Raw genomic sequence first — 15,059 nt, 5'->3', positions numbered from 1 at the left:
AACGAATCCGGAAATCCCATGCAGTCCATCAGTATCCTCGGCTCCACCGGTTCCATCGGCGTTTCCACCCTCGACGTCATCGCGCGTCATCCTGACCGTTACCGCGTCTATGCCCTGAGCGCCCATTCGCGGGTAGCGGAACTGGCGGCGCAGTGCGAAAGCTTCCGTCCGCAGGTGGCGGTGGTGGGGTCGGCGGCGGCGGCCGGCGAGTTGAATGGCCTGTTGCGCGCCAAGGGCCTGCCGACCGAAGTGGCCTACGGCCCCGAGGCGCTATGCGATATCGCATCGGCGCCGGGCTGCGATATGGTGATGGCCGCCATCGTCGGCGCGGCGGGGCTGGCATCGACCCTGGCCGCGGCCAGGGCCGGCAAGAAGATCCTGCTGGCCAACAAGGAAGCGCTGGTCATTTCCGGCCAACTGCTGATGGATGCGGTGGCCGCGCATGGCGCCAGCCTGCTGCCCATCGACAGCGAACACAATGCCATCTTCCAGTGCCTGCCGCCGGGCTATACCCGTTCGATGCCGGCGCATGGGGTGGAAAAGATCCTGCTGACCGCATCCGGCGGCCCGTTCCTCACGCGCGATGTCGCCACGCTCGACGCGGTCACCGTGGAGGAGGCAGTCGCCCATCCGAAGTGGGTGATGGGGCGCAAGATTTCGGTCGATTCGGCTACCATGATGAACAAGGGGCTGGAAGTGATCGAGGCGCACTGGCTGTTCGGCGCGCCGGCGGACAAAATAGAAGTGGTGATCCACCCGCAGAGCGTGATCCACTCGATGGTGTCGTATTCCGACGGCTCTGTGCTTGCGCAACTGGGCAATCCGGACATGCGCACCCCGATTGCCTCGGCCCTGGCCTATCCCGACCGCATCGCATCGGGCGTGGCGCCGCTGGACCTGGCGCAGATTGCCCAGTTGTCGTTCAGCCAGCCCGACTTCGGCCGTTTCCCCTGCCTGAAACTGGCGTATGATGCCTTGCGGGCCGGCGGTACGCTGGCGGCGGTGCTCAACGCCGCCAACGAGGTCGCCGTGCAAGCCTTCCTCGACCGCAAGATCGGATTCAGGATGATCGACCAGTTGATCCAGCGGGTAATGTCCGCGATTCCCAACCGGCAGGCGGCGGATGTCGGCACGCTGCTGGAGCAGGATGCCGCCGCCCGCGCCCATGCCGAGGCCTTGATTTCACAATGACGCTGTTGCATACCCTGATAGCCTTTTTTGTCGCGCTGGGCACGCTGGTGGTGGTGCATGAGCTGGGCCACTACCTGGTGGCCCGCTGGTGCGGCGTCAAGGTGTTGCGCTTTTCGGTCGGGATGGGGCGCATCGTCTGGTCGCGCCGGTTCGGCCGGGACCAGACCGAATGGGCGCTGTCCATCCTGCCGCTGGGCGGCTACGTCAAGATGCTCGACGCGCGCGAGCAGGACCTGGACGGCATTCCCGAAGAAGACCTCAAGCGCGAATTCACCCGCCAGTCGGTGTGGCGGCGCATCGCCATCGTGGCGGCCGGCCCGGCGGCCAATTTCCTGTTGGCGATCCTGCTGTTCGCCGGCCTGTACATGCATGGCGTGCCCGAACCGGTGCCGACGTTGCGCGTGGCGGCGGAGCAGACGGCGGCCTACCAGTCCGGCCTGCGAGGCGGCGACCGCATCACGGCCATCAATGGCGAGCCGGTGCATGTCTGGTCCGAGGTGCGCTGGAAGCTGATGCAACTGGTGCTGGAAAAGGCCGATGCCCGCATCGATGTCGAACATCCCAATCCGAACGGACAGGGCAAGCTCCTCAATACCGTTACGCTGCGCCTGAACGATATCGGCAGCAGCGACCTTGAAGGCGATTTCCTGTCCAAGCTGGGCCTGGCGCTGGCCCGGCCGCCGGCGGTGCTGGGCAAGATTCTCGACGGTCCGGCCAAAGCGGCCGGCCTGCAGACTGGCGACAAGATCCTCGCGATCGATGGGGAGCCGGTTCAGGATGGCTTGGCGTTCGTTGAGAAGGTGCGCGAATCTGCCGGCAAGCGCCTGATGCTGCATGGTATGCGGGGCGCTGTGGCTTTCGATGCGGAAGTCGTGCCCGACGGCATCGACGATGAGGCATCCGGCAAGCGGATCGGCCGCATCAAGGTCGAGGTGCCGCTGGCACCCGAGATGGCGACCATCAGCGACGGCCCGCTGGAAGCGGTGGCCAAGGGTGCTCGCCGCACCTGGGACACCAGTGTCATGACGCTCAAGATGATCGGCAAGATGGTTGTCGGCCAGGTCTCGTGGAAGAACATTACCGGCCCGATCACCATCGCCGATTATGCCGGCCAGACCGCCCGCGTCGGCCTGGTCAGCTATCTCAGCTTCCTGGCTTTCATCAGTATCAGCCTGGGCGTGATGAATCTCTTGCCGATCCCGGTTTTAGATGGCGGTCATTTGCTGTATTATGCGCTGGAGATTTTGACAGGGCGGCCCGTTTCCGAGCGGTTTGGGGAAATCGCGCAGCGCGCCGGCCTGGGAATACTGATGGCACTGATGCTCGTAGCTGCATTCAACGACATTGTGCGCCTGATGTTTCAAGGATAGATCCGGGCTGTTGCGGGCATTGGCGGGTCAAATCGCCAAGGCTTGCAAGAAAGACCGGATTTTTTACATTTGCCGGCCAATCCCCCATGGCAGTTGTTAAGCAATTGGCAATGGAACAATAATCCGTTTTCAATTGCTTGCCAGCATCTTGTCAGGCAGTGCCGCGGCGAAAACACTGTTGATGAACGATAGATGAAAATACACCCTGCGTACCATCCCATTCCGACCTTTTCCCGTCGCCTGATCGCCGCAGCCGCATTCGCCTTGTGCTCCAGCCAAGCCATGGCGGTGACGCCGTTCGTGGTCAAGGACATCCGCGTCGAGGGCATCCAGCGTACCGAAGCCGGTACCGTCTTCAGCTACCTGCCGGTACGCGTGGGCGACACCTTCACCGATGAGAAAGGCACGGCGGCGATCAAGGCGCTGTACGCCACCGGGTTCTTCCGCGACGTGCGCATCGAATCCGAAGGCGACGTGCTGGTGGTGCAGGTGGTCGAACGTCCGGCCATCGCCAGCGTCGACTTCTCCGGCATCAAGGAATTCGACAAGGAACAGCTGACCAAGGCGCTCAAAGAAATCGGTGTTGCCGAATCCCGCATTTTCGACCGCTCGCAGGTTGACCGCGCCGAGCAGGAGCTGAAGCGCCAATACCTGTCACGCGGCCTGTATGGCGCCAAGGTGTCGACTACCGTGACCCCGGTCGAGCGCAACCGCGTGGCGATCAGCTTCACGGTGGACGAGGGCGAGGTCTCGCGCATCAAGCAGATCAATTTCGTCGGCAACAAGGTGTTTTCCGACAGCAAGCTGCGCGACCAGATCAAGCTGACCACGCCCGGCTGGTTCACCTGGTACACCAAGGCCGACCAGTATTCCAAGGAAAAGCTGCAGGGCGACATCGAGACCCTGCGCTCGTATTACCTGGACCGCGGCTACCTGGAGATGCAGGTCGAATCTACCCAGGTGTCGATCACGCCGGACAAGAAGGACATCTACATCACCGTCAACATCAAGGAAGGCGAGAAGTACACCGTCTCCGGCGTCAAGCTCGAAGGCGAGATGTTCGGCATGGAGAAGGAGCTGACTTCGCTGGTACAGCTGAAGCCCGGCGATGTCTATTCCGGCGCCAAGCTGACCGACAGCACCAAGAAGATCGGCGAACGCCTGGGCAATTTCGGCTACGCGTTTGCCAACGTCAACGCCAACCCGAATGTCGACCGCGAGAAGAAGGAAGTCGCCTTCACCATCATGGTCGACCCGGGTAAGCGCGTGTATGTGCGCCACGTCAATATTGCCGGCAATACCAAGACCCGCGATGAAGTCATCCGCCGCGAATTCCGCCAGTTCGAGGACTCCTGGTATGACGGCGAGAAGATCAAGCTGTCCCGCGACCGCGTGGACCGCCTGGGCTACTTCAAGGAAGTCACGCTCGAAACGCCGGAAGTCCCGGGCACTACCGACCAGGTCGACGTCAACATGAAGGTGGAAGAAAAACCGACCGGCAACATCATGGTCGGCGCCGGCTTCTCGCAATCGGACAAGCTCAGCCTGACCGGCTCGATTTCGCAGGAAAACGCGTTCGGCAGCGGCAATACCATCGGCGTGGAAGTCAATACCAGTTCGCGCTACCGTACGATCGCTGTGTCGACCACCAACCCGTATTTCACAGATGACGGTATCAGCCGCACCTACGAAGTCTATTTGCGCACGATTCGCCCCTCGACATATGCGACCGGTGATTATCGCGTCAAGACGCTGGGTGGCAGCATCAAGTTCGGCGTGCCGTTCTCGGAGTTGGATCGTGTGTTCTTCGGCGTGGGCGTTGAAAATACCGACGTCAGTACCGACAATACCAGCCCCTCGCTGTATCGCCAGTACGTGCGCGATTTCAGCGGTGTAGGTGGCGTCGGCTGCGACGTGACTTCGGCTACTAACAATTGCGGCATCGGCAATGCCCGCACCACCAGTTTCCCGCTGACCGTGGCATGGCAGCGCGACGGCCGCGACAGCGCGCTGGTGCCGACGACTGGCCAGTACATGCGCGCCAACCTGGAAACATCGGTGGTGGGTACGCTGAAGTACTATCGCGCCAGCTACCAGCACCAGTACTTCCAGCCGTTCTTCAGCAAGGCGGTGACGTTGGCGCTGAATGGCGAACTGGACTACGGCCGCGGCATCGGCGCCAAGCCTTACCCGGTGTTCAAGAACTACTATGCGGGCGGCATCGGTACCGTGCGTGGCTACGAAGCCTCGTCGCTGGGCAGCCTGAAGGACCAATACGGCGACTCCATGGGCGGCGCGTCTCGTTTCTACGCCAATGCCGAGTTACAATTCCCGTTCCCGGGCTCCGGCCAGGACCGTACCTTGCGCTGGTTCACGTTCTTTGACGGCGGCAACGTCTTCGCCGACCGCCAGAACATCAAGTTCAACGACCTGCGTTATTCGGCCGGTGTTGGCATCAGCTGGGTCTCGCCGATCGGTCCTTTGAAACTGAGCTTCGGCAAGCCGTTGAACCTGAAGGATGGCGACAAGTCGCAGACCTTCCAGTTCCAGCTCGGCACCGGTTTCTAAAACGGCTTTTGTTAGGCCTGATTGAATTTTGTAATACGGAGAATAACCTTGAAGTTCATGACCAAATCGTTTTTGTCCCTGCAGGCCATCGTGATGGCCGCCGGCTTGATGAGCTTTTCCGCCGCGCACGCACAGGAAGGCTCGAAGATCGCTTTTGTCAGCACCGAACGCATCTTCCGCGAAGCGGCGCCGGCCAAGGCGGCGCAGACCAAGCTGGAGCAGGAATTCGCCAAGCGTGACCGCGAACTGCAGGACATGGCCGCACGCCTGAAGGCGCAGTCGGACAAGCTGGACAAGGACGCATCCGTGCTGTCGGATTCGGACCGCGCCAAGCGCCAGCGCGATCTGTCCGACCTGGACAAGGAATTCCAGCGCAAGCAGCGTGAATTCCGCGAAGACCTGAACCAGCGCCGCAACGAAGAACTGGCTGTGGTGCTGGAGCGCACCAATAAGGTGATCCGCCAGATCGCCGAAGCCGAAAAGTACGATATCGTCTTCCAGGAAGCCGTTTACGCCAGCAAGCGTATCGACATCACCGACAAGGTGCTGAAAGAGCTGGCCAAGTAATCGATCTGCCATGGATGCGGGCGCGAGGGCGGTGACGTCTTCGCGCCCGCATGCCAATTGGTGGCCCGCTTGTCCGTCGAAGTCAGATGCCGGACAGCGGCGATATTGTTTTTTGATGCAACGCATATCATTCGGAAGGCCAAGATGAGTATTCGACTGGAACAATTGGTCGAGCGCTTGGGCGGACAGTTGAAGGGCGATGCGGACATCGAGGTCCAAGGCATCGCACCGCTGGATGTCGCCGGCTCCTCCCATATCACGTTCCTTTCCAATCCCAAATTCAGGGGCCAGGCCGACCAGACGCAGGCTGCCGCGCTGATCCTGTCGGAAGCCGACGATGCGCAGATCCGGTCCTACGCAGGGGCTCGCATCGTCACCAGGAACCCTTACGCCTATTTCGCCCATGCGGCGCAGTTGTTCCAGCACCTGGACGAGGTCGCGCCGCAGGCGGGCATCCATCCCAGCGCGGTGGTCGATCCTGCCGCCCGGATCGCGGCCAGCGCCGTGATCGGTCCGCAGGTGGTGGTCGAGGCCGGCGCGGTGGTGGGCGAACGTGCCCGCATCGATGCCGGCAGCTTCATCGGCCGCAACGCCAAGGTCGGCGACGACACGCATTTCCACGCGCGCGCCACGCTGCACCACGCTTGCGAAATCGGCGCGCGCGGTATCGTGCATTCTGGCGCGGTGATCGGCGCCGATGGCTTCGGTTTCGCCAACGAAGCAGGGCAATGGGTCAAGATTCCGCAAGTCGGGCGGGTGATGATCGGCGATGACGTCGAAATCGGCGCCAACACCACGATAGACCGTGGCGCGCTGGCCGATACCGTGATCGAAGAGGGCGTCAAGCTCGACAACCAGATCCAGATCGCGCACAACTGCCATATCGGCGCACATACCGCCATTGCCGCCTGCGCCGGCATCGCCGGCAGCGCCAGGATCGGCAAATACTGCTCGATCGGCGGTGCGGCCATGATCCACGGCCATATCACCATCGTCGACCGGGTGCATGTCTCGGCCGGCACGCTGGCGCTGCGTTCCATCCTGGAGCCGGGGCAGTACACCGGCTTCTATCCGATCACCGAACACCGGGATTGGGAAAAATCCGCCGCATTGGTGCGCAATCTGGGCACGATGCGTGAGAAAATTCGGGCGTTGGAGAAAACGCTCAAATCGCTTACAGCCAATTCAGAGAATCAAGAAGAGAATGAATAGCCCCGATATCAAAAAAGTCCTCGATATCAACGAGATCAAGCAATACCTGCCGCACCGTTACCCGCTGCTGCTGGTGGACCGCGTGCTGGACTGGGAAAGCGGCAAGACGATTACCGCCATCAAGAACGTGACCGTCAACGAAGAGTTCTTCAACGGCCACTTCCCGCACAAGCCGGTCATGCCGGGCGTGCTGATGATCGAGGCGCTGGCGCAGACCGCCGCGCTGCTGTCGTTCCTGACCGAAGGCCGCAAGCCCGACGAGAACACCGTGGTCTATTTCGTCGGCATCGACAATGCGCGCTTCAAGCGTCCGGTGGAGCCGGGCGACCAGTTGAAGATGCAAGTCGAGATCACCCGCCGTGCGCGCGGCATCTGGAAGTACACCGCAGTCGCCTCGGTGGACGGCCAGGTGGCGGTCGAAGCCGACCTGATGTGCACCATGCGCAGCGCCGCCGACGCCAGCCAGAACGCCTGAGCGGGCGAGCCAGACTGAGCAGGGGCCCGGCCGGCGATCGGAATACGATCCCGCCGGGCCTGATTCATTGTGGGCATGCGCGATAGCGGGCCCATCCAGCGAACATCAAGCGAACAACCGGATATGTCGAAGATTCATCCTACCGCAGTGATTGCCCCGGGCGCCCAGCTCGATTCCTCGGTCGAGGTCGGCCCCTTTGCCGTGATCGGCCCGGACGTGCGCATCGGCGCGGGTACCCGCATCGGCGCCCACGTGGTCATCGAAGGCCACACCACCATCGGCCGCGATAACGAGATTTTCCAGTTCGCCTCCATCGGCGCCGCGCCGCAGGACAAGAAATATGCCGGCGAGCCGACCACCATGGAGATCGGCGACCGCAACACCATCCGCGAATTCGTCACCTTCAACCGCGGCACCGCGCAGGACGCCGGCGCCACCCGCATCGGCAACGACAACTGGATCATGGCCTACGTCCACCTGGCGCACGACTGCCAACTGGCCAACAACATCATCCTGGCCAACAACGCCACGCTGGCCGGCCACGTCCACCTCGGCGACTACGTGTTCCTGGGCGGCTTCACCACCGTCCACCAGTTCTGCCATATCGGCGCGCATGCGATGACCGCCTTTACCGCCGCCGTCAGCCAGGACGTGCCGCCGTTCGTGACCGCCGCCGGCAACCGCGCGGTGCCGGCCGGCATCAACAGCGAAGGGCTGAAGCGGCGCGGTTTCACCAGTGAGCAGATCATGGAGATCAAGCGCGCCTACAAGGTGATCTACCGCTCCAACCTGCCTCTGGAAGAGGCCAAGCAGGAACTGGCGCAGATGGAAACCAAGTCGGCCGCCTCGGCCGAATACATCCGCCTGCTGCGCGAATTCATCGAAGCCTCCAGCCGTGGCATCATCCGCTGAACTGAGCCGCAAGCAATCGATCGCCCTGGTAGCCGGCGAAAGCTCCGGCGACCTGCTGGGCAGCCGCCTGCTGGCCGGCCTGCGTGAGCGCCTGCCCGACGTGCGGCTGCACGGCATCGGCGGCGAGCACATGATGGCGCAGGGCTTCGCCAGCGACTGGCCGATGGACAAGCTGACCGTGCGCGGGCTGTTCGAAGTCATTCCCCGTTACCGCGAAATCAAGGGCATCCAGGAAGACCTGCGCGACCGGTTGCTGGCCGACCGGCCGGATGTCTTCGTCGGCGTGGATTACCCCGGCTTCAACCTGGGCCTGGAAGAGCAATTGCGCCGCGCCGGCATACCCACCGTGCATTTCATCGGCCCGCAGATCTGGGCCTGGCGCGGCTGGCGCATCAAGAAAATCATGCGCGCGGTGTCGCACATGCTGGTGATCTTTCCTTTCGAAGAAAACATCTACCGCAATGCCGGCGTCCCGGTGACCTATGTCGGCCATCCGCTGGCCGAAGTGATCCCGATGCAGCCCGACATGCCGGCGGCACGGACGCGGCTCGGACTGAAGCAGGACGCGCGCGTGGTGGCGATCCTGCCGGGCAGCCGCATGGGCGAGCTCAAGCACAATGGCGAAGGTTTCCTGGCGGCGGCGCGCTTGCTGAAGCAACGCGAACCCAGCCTGCAATTCGTCACGCCCATGGCCGGTGACCGGCAGATGGCCTTCTTCCAGGAGCAGATTCGCCAGGGCGGCTATGACGACCTGGAGATCAAGGTGATCGCGGGCCAGTCCCATTCGGCCATGGAAGCGGCCGATGCGGTGCTGGTGGCTTCCGGTACCGCGTCACTGGAAGTGGCGCTGTACAAGAAACCGATGGTGATTTCCTACAAGGTCGTGTGGGCCTCGTACCAGATCATGCGCCATATGGGTTACCAGCCATGGGTCGGCTTGCCCAACATCCTGGCGCGGGAATTCCTGGTGCCGGAGCTGCTGCAGCACGAGGCTACCCCGCAGGCGCTGGCCGATGCCGTGTGGCACCAACTGGAAGACCATGCGCAGCAGCAGCGGCTGGTGCGCCGCTTTACCGACATGCACCACGCGCTACTGCGCGACACCAGCCGTGAAAGCGCCAATGCCGTGTGCCAGGTGATCGGCGCCCGCGCCCGATAGCCGGTCTTGGTTCGTTTTAAAGAAGGAAATCATCATGCCCAAGGCGGCACTCCAGACCTTGTCCCTGTTCGATTACGCTGATGAAATCATTTGCGGCGTCGATGAGGCCGGCCGCGGTCCTTTGGCCGGGCCGGTATTCGCCGCCGCCGTGATCCTTGATCCGGCGCGCCCGATTCCGGGCCTGCGCGATTCCAAGAAACTCTCCGAAGCCGCGCGCGACAGCCTGGCGCTGGAGATCAAGGCCAATGCCGTCGCCTGGGCCATCGCCTCTTGCAGCGAGCAGGAAATCGACGAGCTCAACATCCTGCACGCCAGCATGCTGGCCATGCGGCGCGCAGTCGAAAGCCTCGCCACACTACCGACGTTGGCGCTGATCGACGGCAACCGCTGCCCGGTGATGAACATCCGCAGCGAAGCCATCGTCAAGGGCGACGACAAGGTGCCGGCGATCTCGGCCGCATCGATCCTCGCCAAGACCGCGCGCGACGCGGCACTGATGGTGTTGCACGATACCTATCCGCACTACGGCTTCGACCGCCACAAGGGCTATCCCACCGCCTTGCACCTGGAACGGCTGCGCCTGCACGGCGTGTCGCCGGTGCACCGCCGCTCCTATGCGCCGGTCAAGGCCCTGCTGGCGGCGCAAGGGTGAGGCCGGCATGAAACTGATCACCTCCAAAGACAATCCGCTGTACAAGGATCTCAAGCAACTGGCCGCCAGCAGCCAGGCGCGCCGCCGCGCGGGGCAGACGCTGCTGGACGGGGTGCACCTGGCGCAAGCCTGGCTGCAGCATCGGGGCGCGCCGCAACTGTGCGTGGTGGCCGAAAGCGCGCAGCACCATCCGGAAGTCGTGCCTATCCTGGCCGAATGCGAACGCGGCCGGGCGCAATGCCTGGTCTTGAGCGACAACCTGTATGGCGCGGTCAGCCAGGTGGAAAACGGCGTCGGCCTGTTGCTGCTGGTAGCCACGCCCAATCCCAAGGCGCCGCAAGTGCTGGATAAGTCGGCGGTGCTGCTGGACGGGCTGCAAGATCCGGGCAATCTCGGCTCGCTGCTGCGCAGCGCCGCGGCGGCCGGCATCGGCCAGGTATTCTGCGCGCCGGGCACCGCCGCCGCATGGTCGCCGAAGGTCCTGCGCGCCGGCATGGGCGCGCACTTCGTGCTGGATATCTACGAAAATGCCGACCTGGAACGCCTGTGCGCCGGCAGCAAGATCCCGGTGCTGGCGACCAGTTCGCATGCGGCCCAGACCATCTACCAGTGCGACCTGTCCGGCGAGGCCGCCTGGCTGTTCGGCCATGAAGGGCAGGGCGTGTCGCCGCACTTGATGGAAATGGCCTCGCAGGAAGTGGTGATCCCGCACCTGGGCGAGATGGAGTCGCTGAACGTGGCCGCCGCGGCGGCGGTGTGCTTCTTCGAACAAGTGCGCCAGCGCACCGCCGGCGACTGAGCGGGATCATGGATTCGCTGCCCGGCAATATATCCGGCTTGCCCGGTTTTTTCCTCGGGGACTGGCATTTCAGCCGCACCATATGGGGTGCGCAGGATGCGCCGCAGGCCGAAGCCGACGGCGCTTGCTCATTCACGGCGACAGGGGAAGCGGGCCGGCTGCTTTACCGCGAACATGGCAACTTGCGCATGCTGCCGCCGGGCCGGCCGATTCCCTTTACCCGCGTATTCGAATACCGGTTCGGGACGGAGGCGGTGGAGGTCTTCTTCGCCGACGGCGAACGCGTCGGCGTGCCTTATCAGCAATATGTGCTCAAGGGCAACTTGCTGGCGCCGGCGGCCGAACACATCTGCGGGCCGGATTGCTATACGGCCGCCTACACCTTGCACGATGCCGGGAATTTCTCGCTGGAAACCTTCATCCGCGGCCCGAAGAAGCATTCCCGCCTGCTGACCGAATACCGGCGCGCCTGATGTTCCGTTGCCGGCGGGAATGGCCGGTAGCGGGAATCAGCGTGTTTCCGGTTTGACTTCCTGCAGGATCGTCGCCGCGATCTCTTCGATCGACTTCGCGGTCGACGACATCCAGCGGATGCCTTCGCGGCGCATCATCTTTTCCGCCTCATTGACTTCATAGCGGCAATTTTCCAGCGACGCGTATTTGCTGCCCGGGCGGCGCTCGTTGCGCACCTCGGCCAGGCGCTCCGGGGCGATGGTCAGGCCGAAGATCTTTTTCTTGTGCGCCGTCAGGCCGGTGGGAAGCTTCTCGCGTTCGAAGTCTTCCGGGATCAGCGGATAGTTGGCGGCCTTGATGCCGAACTGCATCGCCAGGTAAAGGCTGGTCGGCGTCTTGCCCGAGCGCGACACACCCACCAGGACCACATCCGCTTCCGACAGGTTCTTGTTGGACTGGCCGTCGTCGTGCGCCAGAGAGAAATTGATGGCCTCGATGCGGTTCTTGTATTCCTCCGAGTCGGCGGTGTTGTGGCTGCGGCCGATGGTGTGGGTGGATTTCATCTCCAGTTCCTGCTCCAGCGGCTCGACGAAGGTCTGGAACAGGTCCATATGCATGGCCTTGGCGTTGCGGATCACGGCCGACAGCTCCGATTTCACCAGGGTCGAGAAGACGATGGGCAGCTTGCCGTCGACCTGGGACGCCTCATTGATCTTGCGGGTGGCGTCATGCGCCTTGTCCACGGTGTCGATGAAGGGCAGGCGCACCTGCTTGAAACGCAGCTCGAACTGGCTCAGCACCGAATGCCCGAGCGTTTCGGCGGTGATCCCGGTGCCGTCGGAAACGAAGAATACGGTACGGTTGGCGGCGATGGCCGGCGCCGAGCGCGGCAGGGGGATGGGATCGAGCATGATGTTGTTATAAATTAAAGATAAAAAAAGGGTGCTGCAATGAACAAAAATGGTTTCGCGCGGTACAATGCCTGGCAACTGATCGAGCAGCCCATCCTGAATGACCATCCAGCGCCTGCGTAATTTGACCGAGTATCTTGCGATGTTTGCATTGGCAAACGTCCTCGGTGCTTGCGCGCGCTGGTTCCGGCCGGTGGGTTCGTCTCTCACGCCGCCATTGCTGCCGCCATCGTCGCAGAATAACAAAAATCAACAGACGCATGCTGCACCCGCGAAGATTTCTTATCATCAAGCTAGGGGTTGTCATGTCCAACGCAGTAAATACCCAGGGGGCTGTATACGTAGCCTCGTTTGAAACTCTTCGCATGACGGACGTCGAGTCCGTCGGCGGCAAGAACGCATCGCTGGGTGAAATGATCAGCCAGTTGGCCGGCGCCGGTGTACGCGTGCCGGGCGGTTTTGCCACCACTGCGCAAGCCTTCCGCGATTTCCTCGAACACAGTGCCGACGGTGGCCAGACCCTGGCCGCGCGTATCGCTGCGCGCCTGGAAGGACTGGATATCGACGACGTGCGCGCACTGGCCGCAGCCGGCGCCGAAATCCGCCAATGGATCGTCGATACCCCGTTCCAGCCGCGCCTGGACCAGGAAATCCGTTCCTTCTACGACAAGCTGGTGGCTGACTCCGTCGGCGAGATGTCGTTCGCCGTGCGTTCCTCCGCTACCGCGGAAGACCTGCCGGACGCCTCCTTCGCCGGCCAGCAGGAAACCTTCCTCAACGTGGTCGGCATCGACAACGTGCTGGAAGCGATGAAGCACGTGTTCGCCTCGCTGTACAACGACCGCGCGATCTCGTACCGCGTGCACAAGGGCTTCACCCACGCTGAAGTGGCCCTGTCGGCCGGCGTGCAGCGCATGGTACGTTCCGACGTCGGCGCCGCCGGCGTGATGTTCACCATCGATACCGAATCCGGCTTCAAGGACGTGGTCTTCATCACCTCCAGCTACGGCCTGGGCGAAACCGTGGTGCAGGGCGCCGTCAACCCGGACGAATACTACGTGCACAAGCCGATGCTGGAACTGGGCAAGCAGCCGGTGATCCGCCGCAACCTTGGTTCCAAGCTGATCAAGATGGAATTCACCGGCGAAGCCAAGGCCGGCCGCTCGGTCAAGACCGTCGACGTGCCGGTCGAACTGCGCAACCGCTATTCGCTGAACGACGCCGAAGTGGTGGAACTGGCCAAGTACGCCACCATCATCGAGAAGCACTATGGCCGCCCGATGGACATCGAGTGGGGCAAGGACGGCCGCGACGGCAAGCTGTACATCCTGCAGGCTCGCCCGGAAACCGTGAAGTCGCAGCAAAAGGCGACCGATGCCCAGCAGCGCTTCAAGCTGAAGAGCACCGGCACCGTGCTGGCCACCGGCCGCGCCATCGGCCAGAAGATCGGCGCCGGCCCGGTGCGCGTGATCAGCGACCCGGCCGAAATGGAACGCGTGCAGCCGGGCGACGTGCTGGTCGCCGACATGACCGATCCCAATTGGGAACCGGTGATGAAGCGCGCATCGGCCATCGTCACCAACCGTGGCGGCCGTACCTGCCACGCGGCGATCATCGCCCGTGAGCTGGGCGTGCCGGCGGTGGTCGGCTGCGGCGACGCGACCGATGTGCTCAAGGACGGCACCCTGGTGACCGTGTCCTGCGCCGAAGGCGACGAAGGCAAGATCTACGACGGCCTGCTGGAAACCGAAGTGACCGAAGTGGCGCGCGGCGAGCTGCCGCAGATCCCGCTGAAGGTGATGATGAACGTGGGCAACCCGCAACTGGCGTTCGACTTCCAGTCGATCCCCAACGGCGGCGTCGGCCTGGCCCGCCTGGAGTTCATCATCAACAACAACATCGGCGTGCACCCGAAGGCGATCCTGGAATACCCGAACATCGACGCCGACCTGAAGAAGGCGGTGGAATCGGTGGCGCGCGGCCACGCCTCGCCCAAGGCTTTCTACGTCGACAAGCTGGCCGAAGGCATCGCCACCATCGCCGCGGCGTTCTGGCCCAAGACCGTGATCGTGCGCCTGTCCGACTTCAAGTCGAACGAGTACAAGAAGCTGATCGGCGGTTCGCGCTACGAGCCGGACGAGGAAAACCCGATGCTGGGCTTCCGCGGCGCCGCCCGCTACCTGGCCGAGGACTTCGCCGAAGCCTTCGAGATGGAATGCCAGGCCATGAAGCGCGTGCGTAACGATATGGGCCTGACCAACGTCGAGATCATGGTGCCGTTCGTGCGCACCCTGGGCCAGGCGGAGAAGGTGATCGGCCTGCTCGGCAAGAACGGCCTGAAGCGCGGCGAGAACGGCCTGCGCGTGATCATGATGTGCGAAGTGCCGTCCAACGCCATCCTGGCCGAGCAGTTCCTGGAGCACTTCGACGGCTTCTCGATCGGTTCCAACGACCTGACCCAGCTGACCCTGGGCCTGGATCGCGATTCCGGCATGGAGCTGCTGGCGGCCGACTTCGACGAGCGCGACCCGGCGCTGCAGGCGCTGCTGACCAAGGTGATCTCGACTTGCCGCGCCAAGGGCAAGTACGTCGGCATCTGCGGCCAGGGGCCTTCGGACCATCCGGACTTCGCCCAGTGGCTGATGGAGCAGGGCATCGAGTCGATCTCGCTGAACCCTGACACCGTCATCGACACCTGGCAGGTACTGGCCGGCAAGAAGTAAGACGGTAAGCGGTCAACATGAAGGCGCGGGCAGAAATGTCCGCGCCTTTGTTTTTGGGCGCATGATT

13 protein-coding genes are annotated in these 15,059 nt (G+C 63.0%); 12 read left to right on the top strand and 1 reads right to left on the bottom strand.

Going from position 1 to position 15,059, the window contains the following annotated elements; translation table 11 throughout:
- The first annotated feature begins 18 nt into the window (after positions 1-18).
- The 11 genes from ispC to J7548_RS03385 all read left to right on the top strand — a co-directional run bounded on the left by ispC (position 19) and on the right by J7548_RS03385 (position 11,378).
- The gene (gene ispC, locus J7548_RS03435; protein WP_290970339.1) at positions 19-1,191 is read left to right on the top strand and encodes a 1-deoxy-D-xylulose-5-phosphate reductoisomerase; all 1,173 of its coding nucleotides are present in this window, start codon (positions 19-21) and stop codon (positions 1,189-1,191) included.
- Positions 1,188-2,561, top strand: coding sequence for an RIP metalloprotease RseP (rseP, locus tag J7548_RS03430; RefSeq protein WP_290970336.1), 1,374 nt, complete (start codon positions 1,188-1,190; stop codon positions 2,559-2,561). Before ispC ends, rseP begins: the two co-directional genes overlap by 4 nt.
- A 192-nt stretch (positions 2,562-2,753) precedes the next feature.
- The gene (gene bamA, locus J7548_RS03425) at positions 2,754-5,129 is read left to right on the top strand and encodes an outer membrane protein assembly factor BamA (RefSeq protein ID WP_290970333.1); all 2,376 of its coding nucleotides are present in this window, start codon (positions 2,754-2,756) and stop codon (positions 5,127-5,129) included.
- Positions 5,130-5,222: 93 nt separating this feature from the next.
- Positions 5,223-5,696, top strand: a complete 474-nt coding sequence (locus tag J7548_RS03420; protein WP_290971601.1) for an OmpH family outer membrane protein — start codon at positions 5,223-5,225, stop codon at positions 5,694-5,696.
- A gap of 144 nt (positions 5,697-5,840) precedes the next feature.
- On the top strand, positions 5,841-6,908 hold the full coding sequence (gene lpxD, locus J7548_RS03415; RefSeq protein ID WP_290970330.1) for a UDP-3-O-(3-hydroxymyristoyl)glucosamine N-acyltransferase: 1,068 nt from the start codon (positions 5,841-5,843) through the stop codon (positions 6,906-6,908).
- Positions 6,901-7,383 (top strand): 3-hydroxyacyl-ACP dehydratase FabZ, encoded by a 483-nt coding sequence (fabZ, locus tag J7548_RS03410; protein ID WP_290970327.1) that lies wholly within the window; start codon positions 6,901-6,903, stop codon positions 7,381-7,383. Before lpxD ends, fabZ begins: the two co-directional genes overlap by 8 nt.
- 123 nt (positions 7,384-7,506) lie before the next feature.
- Positions 7,507-8,295, top strand: coding sequence for an acyl-ACP--UDP-N-acetylglucosamine O-acyltransferase (gene lpxA, locus J7548_RS03405; protein WP_290970324.1), 789 nt, complete (start codon positions 7,507-7,509; stop codon positions 8,293-8,295).
- Complete coding sequence (gene lpxB, locus J7548_RS03400) at positions 8,279-9,454, top strand: lipid-A-disaccharide synthase (protein ID WP_290970320.1); 1,176 nt, start codon at positions 8,279-8,281, stop codon at positions 9,452-9,454. Before lpxA ends, lpxB begins: the two co-directional genes overlap by 17 nt.
- Positions 9,455-9,488: 34 nt before the next feature.
- On the top strand, positions 9,489-10,106 hold the full coding sequence (rnhB, locus tag J7548_RS03395) for a ribonuclease HII (protein WP_290970317.1): 618 nt from the start codon (positions 9,489-9,491) through the stop codon (positions 10,104-10,106).
- 7 nt (positions 10,107-10,113) lie between these two features.
- On the top strand, positions 10,114-10,905 hold the full coding sequence (locus J7548_RS03390; RefSeq protein WP_290970314.1) for an RNA methyltransferase: 792 nt from the start codon (positions 10,114-10,116) through the stop codon (positions 10,903-10,905).
- Positions 10,906-10,913: 8 nt separating this feature from the next.
- Positions 10,914-11,378 carry a DUF6314 family protein gene (locus J7548_RS03385; RefSeq protein WP_290970311.1) on the top strand — a complete coding sequence of 155 codons (465 nt, stop codon included), beginning with the start codon at positions 10,914-10,916 and terminating at the stop codon, positions 11,376-11,378.
- Between the two features lie 36 nt (positions 11,379-11,414).
- Here the strand turns inward: J7548_RS03385 and J7548_RS03380 are convergent, their stop codons facing one another.
- The gene (locus tag J7548_RS03380) at positions 11,415-12,269 is read right to left on the bottom strand and encodes a pyruvate, water dikinase regulatory protein (protein WP_290970308.1); all 855 of its coding nucleotides are present in this window, start codon (positions 12,267-12,269) and stop codon (positions 11,415-11,417) included.
- Between the two features lie 365 nt (positions 12,270-12,634).
- On the opposite strand from J7548_RS03380, the gene ppsA reads away from it, so the two are divergent.
- Positions 12,635-14,992: a phosphoenolpyruvate synthase gene (ppsA, locus tag J7548_RS03375; RefSeq protein ID WP_290970305.1), complete on the top strand. Its 2,358-nt coding sequence runs from the start codon at positions 12,635-12,637 to the stop codon at positions 14,990-14,992.
- The last annotated feature ends 67 nt before the right edge of the window (positions 14,993-15,059 follow it).

The organism is Herbaspirillum sp. (assembly GCF_017744395.1).
Classification (GTDB): domain Bacteria; phylum Pseudomonadota; class Gammaproteobacteria; order Burkholderiales; family Burkholderiaceae_D; genus Herbaspirillum.
This window is presented reverse-complemented; position numbering and strand designations above follow the sequence as displayed.

Coding starts and splice junctions, on each gene's coding strand:
- ispC (WP_290970339.1), top strand. CDS start 19: ATGCAGTCCATCAGTATCCTCGGCTCCACCGGTTCCATCGGCGTTTCC.
- rseP (WP_290970336.1), top strand. CDS start 1,188: ATGACGCTGTTGCATACCCTGATAGCCTTTTTTGTCGCGCTGGGCACG.
- bamA (WP_290970333.1), top strand. CDS start 2,754: ATGAAAATACACCCTGCGTACCATCCCATTCCGACCTTTTCCCGTCGC.
- J7548_RS03420 (WP_290971601.1), top strand. CDS start 5,223: ATGGCCGCCGGCTTGATGAGCTTTTCCGCCGCGCACGCACAGGAAGGC.
- lpxD (WP_290970330.1), top strand. CDS start 5,841: ATGAGTATTCGACTGGAACAATTGGTCGAGCGCTTGGGCGGACAGTTG.
- fabZ (WP_290970327.1), top strand. CDS start 6,901: ATGAATAGCCCCGATATCAAAAAAGTCCTCGATATCAACGAGATCAAG.
- lpxA (WP_290970324.1), top strand. CDS start 7,507: ATGTCGAAGATTCATCCTACCGCAGTGATTGCCCCGGGCGCCCAGCTC.
- rnhB (WP_290970317.1), top strand. CDS start 9,489: ATGCCCAAGGCGGCACTCCAGACCTTGTCCCTGTTCGATTACGCTGAT.
- J7548_RS03390 (WP_290970314.1), top strand. CDS start 10,114: ATGAAACTGATCACCTCCAAAGACAATCCGCTGTACAAGGATCTCAAG.
- J7548_RS03385 (WP_290970311.1), top strand. CDS start 10,914: ATGGATTCGCTGCCCGGCAATATATCCGGCTTGCCCGGTTTTTTCCTC.
- J7548_RS03380 (WP_290970308.1), bottom strand. CDS start 12,269: ATGCTCGATCCCATCCCCCTGCCGCGCTCGGCGCCGGCCATCGCCGCC.
- ppsA (WP_290970305.1), top strand. CDS start 12,635: ATGACGGACGTCGAGTCCGTCGGCGGCAAGAACGCATCGCTGGGTGAA.